This window comes from Streptomyces aureoversilis (assembly GCF_042657885.1).
GTDB lineage: Bacteria > Actinomycetota > Actinomycetes > Streptomycetales > Streptomycetaceae > Streptomyces > Streptomyces aureoversilis.
The window spans coordinates 189,947-206,323 of sequence record NZ_JBHSKJ010000004.1 but is presented as its reverse complement, the minus strand read 5'-3'; the positions used below and the strand labels follow the sequence as shown (position 1 = coordinate 206,323).

Annotated in this window: 13 protein-coding genes and 2 pseudogenes; 7 read left to right on the top strand and 8 right to left on the bottom strand. The window is 70.3% G+C overall.

The features are described 5' to 3' along the window. Nucleotides 1-168 precede the first annotated feature (168 nt). Nucleotides 169-1,197, bottom strand: coding sequence for a helix-turn-helix domain-containing protein (locus tag ACFPP6_RS08695; protein WP_382038788.1), 1,029 nt, complete (start codon nt 1,195-1,197; stop codon nt 169-171). An 85-nt stretch (nt 1,198-1,282) separates the two neighbouring features. Between ACFPP6_RS08695 and ACFPP6_RS08690 the strand changes: the two genes are divergently transcribed. Further along, on the top strand, nt 1,283-1,618 hold the full coding sequence (locus tag ACFPP6_RS08690) for a hypothetical protein (RefSeq protein ID WP_382038786.1): 336 nt from the start codon (nt 1,283-1,285) through the stop codon (nt 1,616-1,618). Nucleotides 1,619-1,732: 114 nt separating this feature from the next. Here ACFPP6_RS08690 and ACFPP6_RS08685 read toward each other — a convergent pair whose 3' ends face one another. Further along, nucleotides 1,733-1,933: a hypothetical protein gene (locus ACFPP6_RS08685; RefSeq protein WP_382038784.1), complete on the bottom strand. Its 201-nt coding sequence runs from the start codon at nt 1,931-1,933 to the stop codon at nt 1,733-1,735. Between the two features lie 497 nt (nt 1,934-2,430). On the opposite strand from ACFPP6_RS08685, the gene uppS reads away from it, so the two are divergent. From uppS to ACFPP6_RS08670, 3 genes are read left to right on the top strand one after another with little or no spacing between them, the layout of a single operon-like run. Further along, entirely contained in the window at nt 2,431-3,180 is a 750-nt protein-coding gene (uppS, locus tag ACFPP6_RS08680; protein WP_382038782.1) for a polyprenyl diphosphate synthase, read from the top strand. Next, complete coding sequence (locus ACFPP6_RS08675) at nt 3,177-3,467, top strand: hypothetical protein (protein ID WP_382038780.1); 291 nt, start codon at nt 3,177-3,179, stop codon at nt 3,465-3,467. Before uppS ends, ACFPP6_RS08675 begins: the two co-directional genes overlap by 4 nt. Then, a complete protein-coding gene (locus ACFPP6_RS08670; protein WP_382038778.1) occupies nt 3,464-4,336 on the top strand; it encodes an oxygenase MpaB family protein in 873 nt (290 codons plus the stop codon). The genes ACFPP6_RS08675 and ACFPP6_RS08670 overlap by 4 nt, the downstream gene beginning before the upstream one ends. Here the strand turns inward: ACFPP6_RS08670 and ACFPP6_RS08665 are convergent. From ACFPP6_RS08665 to ACFPP6_RS08645, 5 genes and pseudogenes are all read right to left on the bottom strand, one after another. Further along, nucleotides 4,333-4,663 (bottom strand): annotated as a pseudogene (locus ACFPP6_RS08665) (integrase core domain-containing protein); the annotation flags it as partial. The gene ACFPP6_RS08670 and the pseudogene ACFPP6_RS08665 overlap by 4 nt on opposite strands. Before the next feature lie 68 nt (nt 4,664-4,731). After that, the gene (locus tag ACFPP6_RS08660) at nt 4,732-5,586 is read right to left on the bottom strand and encodes a squalene/phytoene synthase family protein (protein ID WP_382038776.1); all 855 of its coding nucleotides are present in this window, start codon (nt 5,584-5,586) and stop codon (nt 4,732-4,734) included. An 837-nt stretch (nt 5,587-6,423) separates the two neighbouring features. Next, nucleotides 6,424-6,946, bottom strand: a pseudogene (locus tag ACFPP6_RS08655) (ATP/GTP-binding protein); the annotation flags it as partial. 183 nt (nt 6,947-7,129) lie between these two features. Further along, the gene (locus ACFPP6_RS08650) at nt 7,130-8,401 is read right to left on the bottom strand and encodes a lanthionine synthetase C family protein (RefSeq protein WP_382038775.1); all 1,272 of its coding nucleotides are present in this window, start codon (nt 8,399-8,401) and stop codon (nt 7,130-7,132) included. A 71-nt stretch (nt 8,402-8,472) separates the two neighbouring features. Next, nucleotides 8,473-11,760: a lantibiotic dehydratase gene (locus ACFPP6_RS08645; RefSeq protein ID WP_382038774.1), complete on the bottom strand. Its 3,288-nt coding sequence runs from the start codon at nt 11,758-11,760 to the stop codon at nt 8,473-8,475. 773 nt (nt 11,761-12,533) lie between these two features. Between ACFPP6_RS08645 and ACFPP6_RS08640 the strand changes: the two genes are divergently transcribed. Together ACFPP6_RS08640 and ACFPP6_RS08635 are read left to right on the top strand one after the other, a co-directional pair. Next, nucleotides 12,534-13,220, top strand: a complete 687-nt coding sequence (locus tag ACFPP6_RS08640; protein ID WP_382038772.1) for a VC0807 family protein — start codon at nt 12,534-12,536, stop codon at nt 13,218-13,220. Between the two features lie 5 nt (nt 13,221-13,225). Continuing rightward, nucleotides 13,226-14,401: an aromatic ring-hydroxylating oxygenase subunit alpha gene (locus tag ACFPP6_RS08635; RefSeq protein ID WP_382038771.1), complete on the top strand. Its 1,176-nt coding sequence runs from the start codon at nt 13,226-13,228 to the stop codon at nt 14,399-14,401. A gap of 21 nt (nt 14,402-14,422) precedes the next feature. Here the strand turns inward: ACFPP6_RS08635 and ACFPP6_RS08630 are convergent, their stop codons facing one another. Further along, nucleotides 14,423-14,923 carry a cupin domain-containing protein gene (locus ACFPP6_RS08630; protein WP_382038769.1) on the bottom strand — a complete coding sequence of 167 codons (501 nt, stop codon included), beginning with the start codon at nt 14,921-14,923 and terminating at the stop codon, nt 14,423-14,425. A gap of 127 nt (nt 14,924-15,050) precedes the next feature. Here ACFPP6_RS08630 and ACFPP6_RS08625 point away from each other — a divergent pair, with 127 nt between their 5' ends. Next, nucleotides 15,051-16,076: a LysR family transcriptional regulator gene (locus tag ACFPP6_RS08625; RefSeq protein WP_382038767.1), complete on the top strand. Its 1,026-nt coding sequence runs from the start codon at nt 15,051-15,053 to the stop codon at nt 16,074-16,076. The last annotated feature ends 301 nt before the right edge of the window (nt 16,077-16,377 follow it).

The window sequence follows — 16,377 nt, the reverse complement described above, 5'->3', positions numbered from 1 at the left end:
CACGCTCGGGGAGCGATTGCGGCGCAATCGCTCGGCCGGTGCATGGCCGCCGCGACCGGGTTTCGGCGGCCGCGCCGACGCCGCCTGAATCAGCGCCGAGGTCAAAGGAGCCAAAAGTCAAGCGGTCAACGCCGCCGACGGCGGCCGTCTCACGTAGCGCCCGGCCGGTCAGGCCACGTTCTCGATGAGGAATTGCTGGTCCGGTCCGTCAGCGCACCGCTTCTCGACGGCCTCTGCCTCCGGGCGCGTGTCGTCGGCGGCGATGCCGATGCACTGGGACGTGGCCTCCACGCGCAGGCGATAGCGCGACGCCGCTCCGGCAGGCTCTACGCGGAAAAGCTGATCCTTGTTGGAGCTGGTGCACGCGTCCCACGGTTCGAGCATGCCCTTCGCCGGGGCGCTGCGTCGGATCGTCAGGCAACCCCTGCCGTGTTGCGGATGGTGCCATTCGATGTAGTGCGGGGCGTCGGGGCCGTCGTGCACCGGCTTGAGGTAGGTGCGCGGCGGCTTCGCCTCCTTGCAAGGGCGCTGGGCGGCGATCGCACTGGCGTACGCCCCACTGCGGTCGCGCCCCTCCGTCAGGCACAGGTGCGGGGTCCGGGCCGGACGGATCTCCACCCAGCCCCGTACCGCCGCCGGGGTGGCCGGTATGGGTGCCTCCCCTTCGTCGTCGTCGGACAGCAGCATCCACACACCTGCCGCCAGCAGGAGGATGACGATCACGGCCACGGCGGCGGCCAACGGCTTGGACCGGAGGCGTCGTCCACTGCCCGACGCGCCCTCTATACGGGTGCGCGTTTCCAGCCAGGCCTCGATATCGCGCTCGTCCTCCACCCCGCATACGTGGAGGAACGCGACGAGCAGTTCCGGCCGGGGCAGGTACTGGCGTTGCAGTACGTCCGAGAGGGTGCTGCGGGGGAGGACCTCGCCGCGATCCTGCGCCCGCTGTTCCAGCTCCCGGTAGGTCAGGCCCGAGCGTTCCTTGAGCCGCCGCATGCGGTCCGTGAACTCGCCCGCGTCGCGTGCCCTGCGCAGATGTATGCCCGTCCCCCTCATGCCGGAATGGTTCCGGGCGTCGCCCGGGGCCGCAATCCGCGAACCGGCCAACCTGTCCGGACAAGGCCCGGACAGCAGGCCGGACACGGTTTCCGCGTCCGGGACGGACCACGGCATTGACCCTGTTTCGCCGATGCTCACAAGCTCGTCCCGGGCCACCCCGAGGGCCATCGGGGCCGAGGCTCGCCTTCCACTTGAGGCACAACTTGAGGCACAAGGAGCCATCGTGTTCAGACGCGTAGCCACCGCGGTTGCCGCCCTCTCCCTCGGCGCGGCCGGGTTCGTCCTCGCCCCCGCCGCGCAAGCCGGAACGAGCGGTGCGGAGAAGGCCTGGAAGCCGCCGAGCTGCCAGGGTCACCGGGCCAACACCGCCGTATGGGTCACCTGCAAGGGCAAGGGATCCGCCAGCCAGGTCCGCATGGCCTACTCCTGCCGGGTCCTGGGACAGGTCGTGCGGCACACCACGGCGTGGGAGTCGCTGGGGGCCCGCAGCTCCACCACGATCAGCGAGGAGTGCACCTTCGAGGCCGTGTCCGCCAAGGGCGAGTACCGCAGGCCCTGACGCCGCGGCGTACGACAGTGCCCGCCTCTCACCGGGCGGGCACTTCGGCCGTGCGCTCGAGCTCCGAGCCGGTCCACCGGAGTGCCGCGGAGGCGGCACACTTGGACACACCCGTCAGGCCCCCGGTGCCTCCGCACCCGCGCAGGTGGAGCGGGTGCGGGCCGCGTAGGAGCGGGCTGCCACGATGAGGGCGGAGCCCAAGCCGCCGAAGGCCAGGCCGCCGAACCAGACCATCCAGGTCAGGGACGCGCTGGTGTCGAACGGCGGCTTCGGCTCGAAAGGTGAGGTCACCCCGGTGGCGCTCAGCAGAGCCATGACGTTGAGGACCACCCCGTACACCGACAGGGCGCCGCCGGTCAGCCAGGCCGGGACCAGTGGCAGCAGGCGCGGGACCCGGCGCCCGTGTCCTCTGACAACGAAGTTGGATCGTTTGCCATTGAAGTTGGACCGATCAAGCCGTGCCGGTGAGCCAGGGGAGTGGGCCCTTGGCCGAGGTGGGTGACCGATGAGGTCAGCTCGTGGAGTGGTTGGTGTCCGCTGGCGTGGGAGAGGCGGACGAGGCTGCGGCTTCGTGGACGGCGAGTTCTTCTCGGGTGCCGACGAAGGCAGGCCCGCAGCCGGGAGGTGGGCGGATGCAGTGCATGTTGCGCTGGCATGGTTTGCGCCGAAGGGCGCAGGGTGGGAGGGGCCGTACGGTGGAAATTCGTTCCCGTACGAGGGAATCGGGCGTGTCGGGCGCATGACCCACGGCTGAGTACTCAGATGCTGGTTCGGCGACACCGGGCAGCCTTCAGCGCGCCTGGTGTGCTGCCGTGTTCGACCGTACTGAGGAGCCATCTGTGCAGTGCCCACCACGTCATGTCGCGTTGATCATGGATGGCAACGGCCGGTGGGCTCGCGAACGTGAGCTGGAGCGCATCGATGGCCACTCCGCAGGCGAGGAAGCCATCGTTGCAGCCGTACGTGCTGCCCGTGATTCCGGGATTTCGTGGCTGTCGTTGTTCGCGTTCTCCACGGAGAACTGGCGCCGTCCGCAGGATGAGGTCGACTTCCTCATGCTGTTCAACCAGCGAGTGATCCGCAACAACGCCAGTGACTGGAACGAGATGGGCGTGCGGATGCGCTACCTGGGCAAGGCCGACCCCCGCATCCCTGACTTCGTCCACGAGGACATCGCGTTCGCCGAGCACCTGACCCGCCACAACACCGCCATGACCCTCACGATGGCCTTCGACCACGGGGGGCGGCGCGACGTTGTACGCGCCGCCCGTTCGCTCATCGAGCACGGCGTACCGGCCGAGCAGGTCACCGAGGACGCTCTGGCAGGCCACATGCAGTACCCGGACCTGCCTGATATCGATCTCCTGGTGCGCTCCTCAGGCGAGCACCGCCTGTCCAACTTCATGCTGTGGCAGGCCGCCTACGCGGAACTGGTCTTCCTCGACGTGCTGTGGCCCGACTTCCGGGCCGAACACCTGCAGCAGGCCCTCGACGTGTACCAGCTGCGTCAGCGGCGCTTCGGCAAGGTCCCCTCTGCCGTCGCCGTAGGCACGCGCGGATGACGGCTGGTCGTCCGCGGCCGACCGCCTGGCACCGGGTGCTGGAGGCGACCGGCACCCCGCCGGGCCGCGACCGTGCCGCGTACCTGCCGGTGCGGCTCCCGCTGCCCCGCTATCTGCAATCGCACCTGATCGCCGTCTGCACCGTCACCGCCCGCACCGACGAACGCCGCGGTGCGGCCTTGGCCCTCCGCCCGGTCGGCTTCGGCATCATCGGTCCGGTCCGAGCCCTAGCAACGGCCCACCGCAGCCGGACTTTGACCGCCCTTTCAGCCCGGGTACCGGCATGAACGCGCCCGGTGAAACCTCCGACACCCGCGCCCCCGGCCCCCCGCCGGGTCCGCCAGGCCCGGGTTCGGTGTGTTGGCAGCAGATGGGCCGCTGGGCGGTCCTGAGCATCGGCGCCCGGGCTCTGGTCCTGCAGGCCGCTCATCCCGTCGTCGGCGCTGGTCTGCATGAGCATTCGAGCTTGCAGACCGACCTGTTGCCACGCCTCGTGCGCACCATCACTTCCATCCAACGCGTCGTCTACACCCCGCCCCAGGAAGCAGCGGCGGAGGCACGCCGCCTGCGCGCCCTTCATGCACGTATCCGTGGCACGGACTCGAAGGGCCGCCCCTACCACGCCCTCGAGCCGCACGCGTACGCGTGGGTCCACGCCACCCTCTTCGAAGGGGTCATCACCTACGGTGCCCTGTCCGGCAGGCGCCTGAGCCTCGCGGACCAGAAGGCCATGTATGGCGAGTGGCTCGCCGTAGGCCAGGTCCTCGGACTGGGTCGGCACGACCTGCCGGCGTCCCTGGACGGCTTCTGGGACTACTTCCGGACAACCGTCGAGGACCAACTCGAAGACAACCAGGCAGTCCGCGACCTCCTAGGCCGCGCCCTGCTCCACAGCCCGCCCCCGGGCCGGGTACCACCGGCGCTGTGGCAAGCGCTCTGGCCGCCTCTGGCCCGCCGTGCGGCCCGGCTGACCCTCACTACCCTTCCCCTCCCTTACCTGCACCGCCTGGGCGTCACCGTCACCGACCGCCAGCACCGACGCACCCGGCGCCTCTACACCTGCATCGCGGCCGCGGAACGACTCCTCCCTGAACGTCACCGCTACCTGCCCCTGGCTGCCGTGGCACGCCGTTCTTCGGTAACCATCCAGCCCTAAGCGTGCTGTCCGGACAAGTTGGTGACCCGGCCGGCTGGTGTATAGCCGTCGATGCCGGTGCGGGGCCGGTGGTAGTTGTACCAGTCCAGCCGCTGGGGAAACGCTGCCTGCCATTGGACGTCTGAGGTGCAGGGCTGGATGTAGGCCCATCCGTCGAACAGGGTGCGGTGCCAGCGTTCGGCATCGCCGTCGGTCTGGGGCCGACAGGGCCTGGTCCAGCGAGGGCTGATGCCCGTTCGCGCCAGGTGCTCTTGGTGTAGGCCCTGGCTTTGTCGGTCAGGACCCGCTCGATGTGATGCCCTGCTGGGCGAACCAGGCAGTCGCCCGTGCTGGTGGTTCCCATGACTGCGCACTCCTTGCCCGCCGCACACGGGCGGGCAGCTGTTCCACGGGGGTCAGCGATGGAGCGGGGAAGACGCGCGGGCGGGTGTGCCCGCCCCGTCGTCCATGGGGGACGGCTGACTGGGCAGCTCCGGCCGGCGAGATCGGGCCAGCAGCCGCAGACACACCAACGGGTCCTCACGGACCGGCTGGCGCGTGACGGCGGCGCCCATGGCCACGACCCTGTCCAGACGGTGATGGTAAAGGCCGAGAAGGCAGCGCGCGAGCGGCCGGTAGGGATCGGGCACCTGATCGACCATGCGCTGCGCCGCGGTGAGTGAGGCCCGTGCCAGGCCGGCTGTAGCCCCGATCAAGGCTCGCACACCAGGAGTGTCCCGGCCCGCTTCGAGATCGGCACGATTGACACCGTGACGGTCAAGGTCGGCCATGGGTAGCGTCAGGCGCCCGCTGCGCAGGTCCTCGGGGAAGTCGGTCAGGAAGTCGATCCGCTGAAATCCGTCAGCGATCAGACGACAGGAGTCCGCGAAGCTCTCATCGGCCACCAGGCGCGGCATCAGTCCCGTGCTCACCATCACCCCGGGCCACGTCAACGTCTCGATGTATCGCTGGTAGTCGGCCTCATCATCGAACCCGGGGAAGTCCAGATCGATGCGGGTGCCTGCCAGGTACGTATCCATCCAGCGGCGGGGCAGCCCGCACGCCTGCGCGGAATGCAGATAGGCCCGCAGCAGGGGATGGCTGGACGTGCCGGAGTCCAGTGCCGCCTGCACACGACCCGACCATGCCTCGAACCGCTTCAAACGGCCCGAGGCAGCGCCCCGGTCGCAGACGTCGTCGGTGAAAACGAGCAGTGCTGTCCCGGCAGCAGCGTGCGGCTGCCACTCGGGCGGCGCCAGCAGTCGCACCACCCCCCACACGGCAAGCTCCCGCCGCCGAAGATAGCGACCAGCTGCCGTGTAGTCAGCTCGTAGTTGCGGCTCCCGGACGGGAGTCATGTCCAGACAGCGTCGCCACGAGCGCAAACCGGCCCCCGACAGTGAGGTGACTCATTGTGATCAATCGACAACACAAGGTACCAGCATGTCAAGATGGACCACTAACGAACGGGCTGGGGAGGGTGACCTTGCGACCTTCGAACGGGCGGCCCAGACATCCACCGCTGCCCTTTGACGCCGAAGTGGGACTGGTTGGGAGGTAATAGCGAGCTTCTCCTTCTTGCGCCAGTAGGCGCGCTTTGCCCGGCAGGAGCCTGAGCAGGTCAGCCGGATCTGTCCGGTGGCGCCCAAGGTGAGTAGCGTTCCGCAGACGACGCAGCAGTCCGGTTGGATGCCGCGAGGGATGTCGGCGGCCGGCTGGGGAAGGCGTGGCAGGCCGCGATCGATGCGTCGGGTGGTATAGGCCCAGCGGGCGCAGCGCTTCGAGCAGTAGATCTTGGTGGTGGGTCCGGAGAGGAGGGGGGCCTCGCAGGCCCGGCAGCTCCTGGCCTGGATCTGCGGCGGGCGAGCCGCGTTCATCCGCCTGCGGTAGGCGGCTTGTCGGGTGAGCGGCTTGGGGTGCCGCTTGCGGTAGCTCTTCTGGCGGCAAGCCTGGGAGCACCGCCGCCGCATCGTGAGGTAGTCCCCGATCGGCAGGGGCCTGCCGCACTCGACGCACTGCTTCTGTTCGAGGACCTCCGGCTGATTGGGAGCTTTCTGATCGGGGTGGTGCTGCGGGGCGTCACGGTCACCATGTGTGCCTCGCGTCGGTCAGCAGCCGGGGGACTCCGCGGCGGCGTCGAGAGGGATGGCCGTCAGGCCCCTGCTTGGTGATCTTCTCGGTGCCGGTGAGGACCGCGTCGATCGCGGCTCCGCGGATCTGGTGGGAGAGCGCGCCGATCATGCCGCCGGTCCGTTGGTGCAGGAAGCGATCGAGCTTGACCAGTGTTCCGGGCGTGTGGCGGTGCAGTAGCAGCGTTTTTTCCATGGTGCTGACCAGCCCCTTCCACTCCTGGCCGTAGGGGAAGGGGTGGGTGGGGATCAGGGTGAAGCGTCCGGCGATCTGGGCTCCGTGGGTGCCGGAGAGCAGGCTGCTGTGCTCGATGTCGATGCCGGCGTAGACGAACGTGGCGGCGATGCGTTCGGAGAAGTACTTGAGGGTGTCGGCGACTTCGGCGCCGTGGCGGGTGGTCAGCGAGATGTTGTGCAGCTCGTCGACCAGGACGAGGCCCGTGCGGGCCTTGGTGCAGACCCCGACGACCGAGTCGATGATGTCGGTGATGTTGAACCGGCGGGCGGTGGCCCGGCACCGACGCGTGTCTGCGAGTTGGTGGAAAGAGCCACCACAACCTCCGTATGTACGCCGCGCTTTCAGACAAAAGGCTCTGTGACGGACGGGCCGGGGCACATCCCTCGCGCGGACCACCCCACTCCGCCGGACGGCGGACCGGCGCCACCTGGCGGGGGTTCAGGCCCCTCAGTTCAGTAGGAGTGCTGCATCCCACGCGATGCGGGGAAGTGCTGCCCGCGCGTACCCGTGCAGCGCGAGAGCGGTGCCCGAAGCCCCTTCCAGGAAGCCGGGGCGGCTGACGGGCCCACCGCTGGGCAGGTGCTGGCGGAAGCCGAAGGGCGCGGTCGCGTCGAAGGCGTTCAGGGCTTGTGCGGCCAGGTCGTCGACCGCTGGTTCGAGCCCCGCGTCCGGGCAGCTGTGCGCCATGCGGGTGGTGATCTGGAGCAGCCCCGCCCATCCGTGGCACAAGGACGCGTCGTGGACATCCCGATCGGCGCCGGGGCGTTCGAGTGCTGCGAGCAGGGCTGCAAGGCCCTGCTGTCGCCAGGAGGGTTCCCCGAGGGCATCGCCGGCGAGCCACAGGGCGCGGGCGATGCCCGGGCTGCCGTAGCACCAGGCGGTCCGGGCCGGGAGGCCGGCCGTACCGTTCGCACCGGTCGGTGTGGCGTCGCCCGGCGGCACAGCGTACGTCCAGTACGGACCCGCGCTGTCGGTCGCGGCCTGCTCCAGCTGCCAGTCCACGATGGTGCCCATCACCCGCCGCTGACCGTCCACGCGGCAGCCCTGCCGCCATGCCAGGGCGAGGAAGGCGAGAATCCCCGGTGCTCCGTGGGCCATTCCCAGATTGAGGTGGCCGTCGGGGTAGGCGTCGGCGTCCGCCCCGGGCCCGTGGCTTGCCCACCAGCCCGGTACCGGGCCCCGGCCGCTCTGGACCGGTACGACCGGTGCGACCGGTGCGCACACCGAGACCAGGGCACGAGCCGCCCGGCCCGCAGCGGCCGTGTCGCCTCGCAGCAGCAGGTACCGACCGACCCCCGACAAGCCGGTGATCACGTCGTAGACGTTCCAGGCTGTCGGCCCGGCGGCCTGGCTGTCGGCGCGCCGTTCGCGTTCGTGGTCCGACAGCAGTGCGCAGTACCTGGCGATGCGCTCGTCGAGCTGCTGCAGCAGCGTCCGATAGGCACGGGGGTCCGCGTGGGCGGCGGCTGAGGCCGTGGCCGCGAAGGCCAGGGCCGTCACGCCGTTGAACAGACCGCCGTCAGGCAGTGCGCCACGGGCCGCTGCTGCCAGGTGCCCGTGAGCCGTGCGCAGGAACACCGGGTCGTGGGCGGCCAGCTCGGCGAAGAGCAGGGCCACGCCCGGGTGGCCGTCGGACAAGGACAGCGGCTGCCACAGTTGCTCTTCCGCCCCTGAGCAGCGGGCCGCCACTTCCGCCGGGTCGGCGAGTCGGGCAGCCACGTGTGCCACCACCTCGGCCGCGCGTTCGCGCGTTGCGGAAGCGGCCCGGCGGCGCATGGCGTTCCGGGCGGTCACGCCGACGCTCCCGCGCGGTGGTCGCGGTGGCTACGGTGGCCGCGGCGGTTGCGGTGGCGCGCACGGCCGGCCAGCAGTGTGGCACGGACCAGCTCGTGGGCGGCCAGTTCGTCGGCGGGCGTGAGACCGAGCCGGTTGGCCGTCATGTGCCCGAGGCTGCGCAGGATTGTCGCGGACGAGCCCTGCTGCGGTCCTGCGCGCCGCAGGAGTCGCCCGTAGGCGCTGACGGCCGGGTGCCGTGAGGCGAGCAGGAGGCGTAGGGCGTCGCTCGCTGCACGCCCCAAGGGTCTCTCCGACCCACCCTCGTGCGGGTCTTCCTCGCCGTCCGCCGGGTCGAGGAAGGAACGTGCTCGGGCACGCTGGTGCGCGCTCGTGTGGTGGTAGCCCTGCCCGGTGGTAAGGGCGAGGGAGAGGGCGTAGCCGTCTCCCAGGACGCCGGCGAACTGCCGCGCCAGATCCATGATGCAGGCCGCGGCGAGCTCCGGCCCGGACACCTGCCACCGGCCGGCCGCCCGCGCGTGCAAGGCCTCCAGGACGGCCAGGCTGTCGGCGTGGAACACCTGCTCGGCCGGCGTCATCGCTTCGGTGCCGCCGTATCGCTCGATCTCCGGCTCATAGGCGCACAAGGTCAGGTCCTGGAGCAGGCCGAGCTCCCGCAGCGATCTCGCCCAGTCGTGCAGCGCCGGCAGCATGGTGGTGCCGAGCACCGCGGGTGGCGTGTGGAAGCGGAGACGCAGGTGCGGTGCCGGGTCCGCGTAGCGCAGGAAGAACCACCGGTCCACTGCCTCGGGCAGCATGCGGACGAAGGGCCGCAGCTGGTCGACGAGGATGTCGTCGTGCCGGTTCGCGGAGGCGTAGAGCTTGGCCGACAGCCACTCTCCGCCGGGGAGGTGGCACGGTGCCGCGACGGGACGGACGAGCGTGCGGGGCCGGTACCGGGCGGTGCGCGAGGACCGTGACGGCGATGGTGACGGTGACGGTAGCAGGGGGATGACGACCTCTGCGGCGAAGCCGGCCGACCAGCCGCTGCCGGGGTCACCGGCGACCACGGGGACTTCCTCGATCACCGTGTCGGGGTGCCTGCGCAGCTCGTCGCGGACGAGACTGCGGTGCCAGGCATCCCCGAGGTGCACGGTCAGCCGGTGGTCACCTCGGGCCAGTACGACGTGGTCGGGGACGTGCCACGTCGCCCGCCAACGGTCGAGGGACGCTTCCCAGCGGCGAGGGGAGCCGGGGGCATCGCACAGCGTCGCGTCCGGCCGCCAGCGGGCGGGGGCGAGGACAGTGCGGTGGCGTCGTACGCGCGGCAGGAACGGCAGGACCTCGAGTCCTCCCCACGACCAGGCCCAGTGCACGCGGCGTCCCTGGAAGGCCAGCTCTTGCAGGAACCGCGCCTGGTGCGGCGCGGCGCCGTGCGGGTTGAGCATGTGGGGTACCAGGACGGTCACTTCGCGTTCGAGGCGACGGGAGACCGCGTACATCCTGTGCTCGTCGGCGCCGATCAGCAGGTCGTCGGGGCGGATCGCGCCGGGGTCGGCAGGGTCGGCATGGCCCCCGGCCACCACGGTGTGAGCCAGCACCGGGGGGACGCGGCAGACGTTGGTCAGCCGCGCGTCGGACGGCGCGTACATCAGCTGCGCGGGCACTGCGCCGCTGTCTTCCCGGCCGGCCGGCAGCATGCGGCCCAGTTCTGCGGCGAACTCCGGCACCTGACCGGCGAAGCGCCCGAAGTGGGCCCCGGCTTGCGCGCTGCCTCCCGTGCCCGACAGGGCGAGGAGGAAACGGCCTGCTGTCAGGTCGGGCACGGAGGCCGCCAGCAGGCGGGCGCACATCTCGGCCGTCGGTGCCGCAGGGGGAACCGGACGGCCCCCTCCGATCGCTGCCAGCCGCTCGACCAGGGCGTCGGTCAGCACCACTTCCCGGTGCGGACCCACGCCGGCGGTCTGGACGAGCTCGCCGAGCAGCATCTCCCGCCCGGCTCCGGCTCTGTCCTCATGGTCGTCATGCCCCTCAGCAGGTGTCCGGGCGGCGAACGGCCGGTGGGCGGGTGCGTAGTGCTCCGGAGGCCCCAGCCCGCGCTCCGGGTCAAGCAGTTCGTTCAGGGGTACGAGGCGTTGCGTGCCGTACCGCTCGACGAATGCGGCGTGGTACGTCGCGCCGGCTCCCTGGGGGTGGCGAGCAGCTACGCGCCACAGCACCTCCAGTGCCCGGGCGGCCTCGCGGCCGACTTCTGCGGGCAGCGTGATGTCGGCATCAAGGAACATGTCCACCTGGACGGGGGGACGGTCGCTCGTCGGAGTGTCCTGCACCGCGTACAGCGTCGTGATCAGTGCCTCCAGCCTTCCTTCCCCGCCGCCCGGTCCGCCGAGCCGGTAGGAGGTCACGCATTCCCGTACGCGCCCCAGATCCTCGCGCTGCCGGGCGGCGGCATCGCCCACGGCCGAGAGCATCTCGTCCAGACGGGACAGCGGATCAGGTGCCAGGAGGGCGGCCGGGCGCAACTCGGACACGAGGAACTCCTGGGCCGTCAGCGCACGGATCAAGGTCAAGGCTGCGTCACGGTGCTGCTCGCCGAAGGAGCGCACCAGCGCATCCAGCAGCCCGCCGCCGGTGACCGGCGTGGCGGCGGCCCGGAGCACCTCCTCCACAGCCTTGGTCAGGCGGACCGACTTCTCGCGGAAGCCCGACGGCCCTGCGGGCGGCGGACCGGCTTCGGGGCCCGTACCGGTCGGCGTTCGTCGCCCGGATGGCAGGACCAGACGGTTTCCCCGTACGTGGCACTGGTCGTTGGCCATCAGCCGTAAGCGGCACAGGATGCTGGCGTCCTGTTCGAGGCTGCTGAGGAAGGCAGCCAGCCACGCGCCGTCCGGCTGGACGGCCCGGCGGTGGACGTCCCCGATCCGTACGTCCGCCGCGTCACCGAAACGTGCGGCACAAACGCCGCCCAGGAGCCCGAACGGCGTGGGCCGTCCGGCGGCACGTACCGCGTAGCGGGTCAGCGCCAGGGCCACGCGCCGGCGGCGAGCGGCCTCGGTGATCCGGCCGGCCACCAGGCGGTCGGCGGAGGCGGCCAGAGCGGGGCTGGAGATCCGCACGGCCTCACGCAGTCGCGCGTCACTCCACAGCCGCTCGGTCAGGGTGCGGGGCCAGTCCTCCGGCCAGTCGTCCGGCGCCTCCTGTCCGTCCTCCATGCCGGGCGCCGCCGGCGAGGCCCCCGACCAGGTCTTCGACAGGTGAACGGCGGGCATGAGGGGCAGCCGCACCATGGCCACTTCGCCGGGCACGTACAAAGGCGGCCCCGCCCCGGTCAGTTGATCTCCTGACAGTTCACATTGCCGACGCACACCGTGGCCGGCGCAACGTCACCGGGCCCGCACAGCCATGCCCAACCGCCTGCCCCCAGCACGGCGAGCGCTCCGAGCACTCCGAGCGCCTTTCCTATCGGCTTCCTCATGAGCCTTTCCCCTCCATCACCACACCAGGCGAGCCGGAGCTCAGAAGCACTTGCAGGGATTCCCGGACTGCGGACCACCGCCGCACGTCGACGCCCACGTGGGCGACTCGGTCGGCCCGCACAACGGCCTGGTGGGACACCCCTGCGACGGCCAGCGGGACATCCACACATCAAGGCCGCCATCGGGATGCAGCACCCGCAGATCGATGTCGAAGGGGTCGTCCACCACTGCCGTACCGTCCGAGACGTTTTCCCCCATTGCCCCCACCTCTCGGCAACATACGCAAAAAGGAGTTCTCATGATATCGAGATATTTACGCCATTGAGTCACCCACACGAGTGAACGTGCGACGGGTCGGGTCGGGTCCAACGGGAGGTGAACGAGGTGGGCACGCGAGCGCCAGGGCCGTCACCGTCGCGGCACTCGCCGTAGCCGCGGACTCGCAAGCCGCCGTGGCGGAGTCGGTCGCTTGGGTGCCTGGACCCCGGTCCGCCGCCCACCACCGTCAATAATCGGGATGAACCGGTACATCAAAGGATGTACCGACTGTATCGTCCCTCACGTCGATCAAGTGATCTTCACCGGTCCCTACGGTTTTTCGTATGGCATCACCGAACGGTCGGACCGGAACACAGGACATGCCGGCGTGGCGGACAGCCGCCACTCCGATCCTGTTCGCCGTGGCTCTTCCGCTGGCCGTGTTCTACGTTCTGCGGTCGCAGGGGATCAGCCAGTGGCTGGCGCTGACGCTCAGCGGGGCGGTCCCGGCGGTGCGCATGGCCGTCGAGGTCGCGACGCGGCGTCGTGTGCACAGCTTCGAGGCGTTCATGATCGGCATGTTGGCGGTGCGCATCGTGACGTCGCTGCTCACCGGCAGTCCGCGGGTCATCCTCGTCAAGGACGCCGGACTCGCAGCGGCCGCCGGGCTCTGGATCCTGGGCTCGCTTCTCGTGGCGAAGCCCTTCGCGTTCCAGGTGGGCCAGTACTGGCAGGTGCCCACCGCGGCACGGACCCGGGAAGCTGCCTGGGGCGTCTCGCCGGCGCTGCGCCGCGGACTGACCCGGCTGACGGTCCTGTGGGGCTGTGCCCAGCTGCTGGACTGCGGTGCCGGAGTGTTCGTCGCCCTGCTGCTTCCGGTGGAGGCGGTCCCGGCGCTCAACCGCGCGAAGGGACTGGCGCTGTTGTGCGCTGTCGTCCTCATCACCGTCTCCTACAGCCGCCGCTACGGGCGGCGGCATGCGCTGTCCCTCTTCGGTTCGGCACCCCTGATCACCAGAAGGGAAGGCTGATCACCATGACTCTCGACCAGACCAAGGCTGAGGCGCTGCGCGAGATGCTCGCGGAGCTGCGGCGTCTGGCCGCGCTCCCGCTCGAACGCGGCCAGACGCTGCCACCCCATGCCTATACCTCTCCCGAGCTGTACGAATGGGAGGTCGAACGGATCTTCCGGCGGGAGTGGCTGTGCGTGGCGCGGGCCGAGGAGATTCCGCAGCCGGGCAGCTATCTGCGGCTGGACGTCCTCGGCACGCCACTGGTGATCACCCGGGACGAGGAGGGCGAGCTGCATGCCCTGTCCCGGGTGTGCCGCCACCGGTTCATGGACCTCCTGCCCCCGGAGACCGTCCCCGAGCAAGGCTGCCTGAAACGGCTGACCTGCCCGTATCACACCTGGACCTACCGGCTGAACGGCCAGTACGCGGGGCAGCTCGCCGGTGCTCCACTGATGCAGCGGGTCGACTTCGACCAAGCTGGCTGCCGGCTCCCGGCGCACCGCGTCGAGGTCTGGAACGGCTTTGTCATGCTCAACCTCGACCCCGGCGCGGCACCGGCGGCACCCGAACTGCACGAGCTGGACCTGCGGCTCAGCGGCCACAACATCGCGGACTGGGTGAGTGTTCACACACAGACTTGGGAGGGCGTACCCGCGAACTGGAAGGTGGCGGTGGAGAACGGTTCGGAGAACTACCACCACATGGGTACGCACGCGGCAACCCTGGAGCCGGTGCTGCCGGGCCGGGACACAGAGGTCCACGAGTGCGACGGTCGCTGGTTCACCATGTTCACGCCGCTGTCGGACCCCGAGCGGGACGACACCGGCCCGGGGAGGCATCCGCGATCCGATCAGGGGCCGCGGCCGGGGATGCTCATCGCCGGGATCTTCCCGCAGTTCGTCCTGGCGCTCCTGCCCGACAGCGCGGTCAGCATCCGCTGGTTGCCCACCGGTCCCGCCACCCACGACACACGGATCACGGCCATGGTCCCGCCCGGAGTACCGGACACACCCGGCTTCGAAGAGCAGATGGTCGGCATACGCGCTCAGATCGCCCGGATCCAGGAAGAGGACCTGGTGGCCGCCCGGGGTGTTCAGCGCGGCCTGGCCTCCCACCCGGCTCCGTCCAACGGACGGTTCTCCCATCTGGAACGCCCGTTGTGGCAGTTCCAGCGCTACCTCGCGGAGCGCCTGCTGTGACCGCCGTACCAGGGCCGCCCGTCAGCCGGACCGTACGGACCGCCAGGCCGAGGCGTCGAGGAAATGCACGTCGTAGCGGTCCTGCTCGGACAGGAGACTGTCAAAGGAGTCCAGGCCGTGCTGGATTCGGCCCAGAGCCCGGAAGTAACCGAAACGGTCGACGCCCGGTGTCAGGACCGCCATCAGGTCGGCCGTCGAGCCGGGAGCGGCACCGAAGGCGTGCGGCATCCCGGGCGGGACGACGACCAGACCACCCTGCCCCACGGTCGTCACCTCACCGTCCAGGAAGAATTCCATCGTGCCGTCGAGTACGTAGAACAGCTCCGACGACAGCGCGTGGTAGTGCGGTCTGGCGCCGTCGGCGCCCTCACCGAGGGTGAGCCGGTTCGCTCCCAGCGCGCCGGCGGTCCCGCTGGCGTCGGCCAGCAACCGGAAGCCTCCGCCATGCGGCAGCGGTACGTGCTCGGCCTCCTCGGGCTGCACGATCAGTGCGTCCCCGGTGCCGTCCGTGTGCCGAATCATCTTCTCTGTATCCTTCCTCGAATCCCCTGAGGTCGGGTTCCATTTGAACCGGGGATGAATCTGCGAACCAGAAGCGGTTGTCGCCTGCAGAAATCACCGATCGTGAAGAATCGGGGGAGGGGAACGCATGGAGCTGCGGCAGCTGCAGTACTTCGTGGCCGTCGCCGAGGAGGGCGGCTTCGGCCGTGCCGCCGAGCGCCTCGGCATCGTCCAGTCGGCGGTGAGCCAGCAGCTCCGCCGCCTCGAGCGCGAGCTGGGGATCACCCTGTTCGAACGCTCCACCCGCCATGTGCGTCTGTCCGGGGCCGGTGAGCGGTTGCTGCCCGAAGCCCACGCCGTGCTCGCGGCCGTGCACCGCACCCGCCAGGTGGCGGCCGACATCGCCTCCGGTGACGACGGGATCCTGCGGCTGGGCAGCGTCCAGGGCCCCGGCGACCGGATCTACCGCCTGCTGAACCACCTGGCATCCACCGCCCCGCAGCTCCAAGTCCGGCTACGGCGCCTGGCCTTCGCCGACCGACTGGCCGCGGTGCGCTCCGGCGAACTTGACGCCGCGCTCGTACGGGCCCTGCCTGGGGCGGCGGGACTTGAGCTCCTGCCGGTGTGGAGCGACCCGCTCCACGTGGCTCTGCCCGCCGGGCATCCGCTGACGGCCGAGCCCGCCCTGCGCCTGGAGCAGCTGGCTGACCTGCCGTTGAGGCTCGCACCGCGGGAGAACAATCCGCCGTTCCACGATCTGATCACCGACGCCTTCCGTGCCGCCGGCGCTGAACCGCTCCTGGGGCCACCGTTCACCGACTTCCAGGCGACACTCACCGCGATCGGGACGGGCCGGCCGCCCTCCTGGACGGTCTTCTACGAGGTGACCGGGCTACCGCCATTCCCAGGCGTAGCCGTGCGCCCACTGACCGGGCCCGCCCTCACCACGTCGCTGGCCGTGCCACCGGGACCGCCCGGCCCGGCGCTGCGTCACCTGCTTCAGGCCCTTGCCCACATCGACGCCGGCCACCCCAGGTGCGCGGCGGGCGCGGCCGACCCGGATATCGCCCGGACGCAGCGCTCGGCGACCGCGGCCGGAAGCGCGGCGGCGCGTGGTCCTCGTGGCGGTCAGTCTTCTCCGACCCAGATCATGTCGAGGTGCGAGTCCTGGTGAGGGCCGGCGTGGTCGGCGGGCAGATCGCACCGGGGCCATCCGAAGGTGTCCATGCGGTCGTCGGGGCCGAGGGCGGAGCAGCGGGTCCCGGTGGTTGACGGCGTGTTGTTGATCAGGAGGTAACTCTCGCATGCCCGGGAAGGCACTTCTGGGGCGACTGCGACCGTGTTGCTTCGGCCGATGCGCGAGATTGTTCGGAACTTCCTGTCGCTCGCTCGGTCGAGAGGCCGGGCCGCTCGCGTCGCGTCCCCGGTCGGCTCCGGTGAAACCGATCCAGCCCATGCGCGATTCGCACATATGA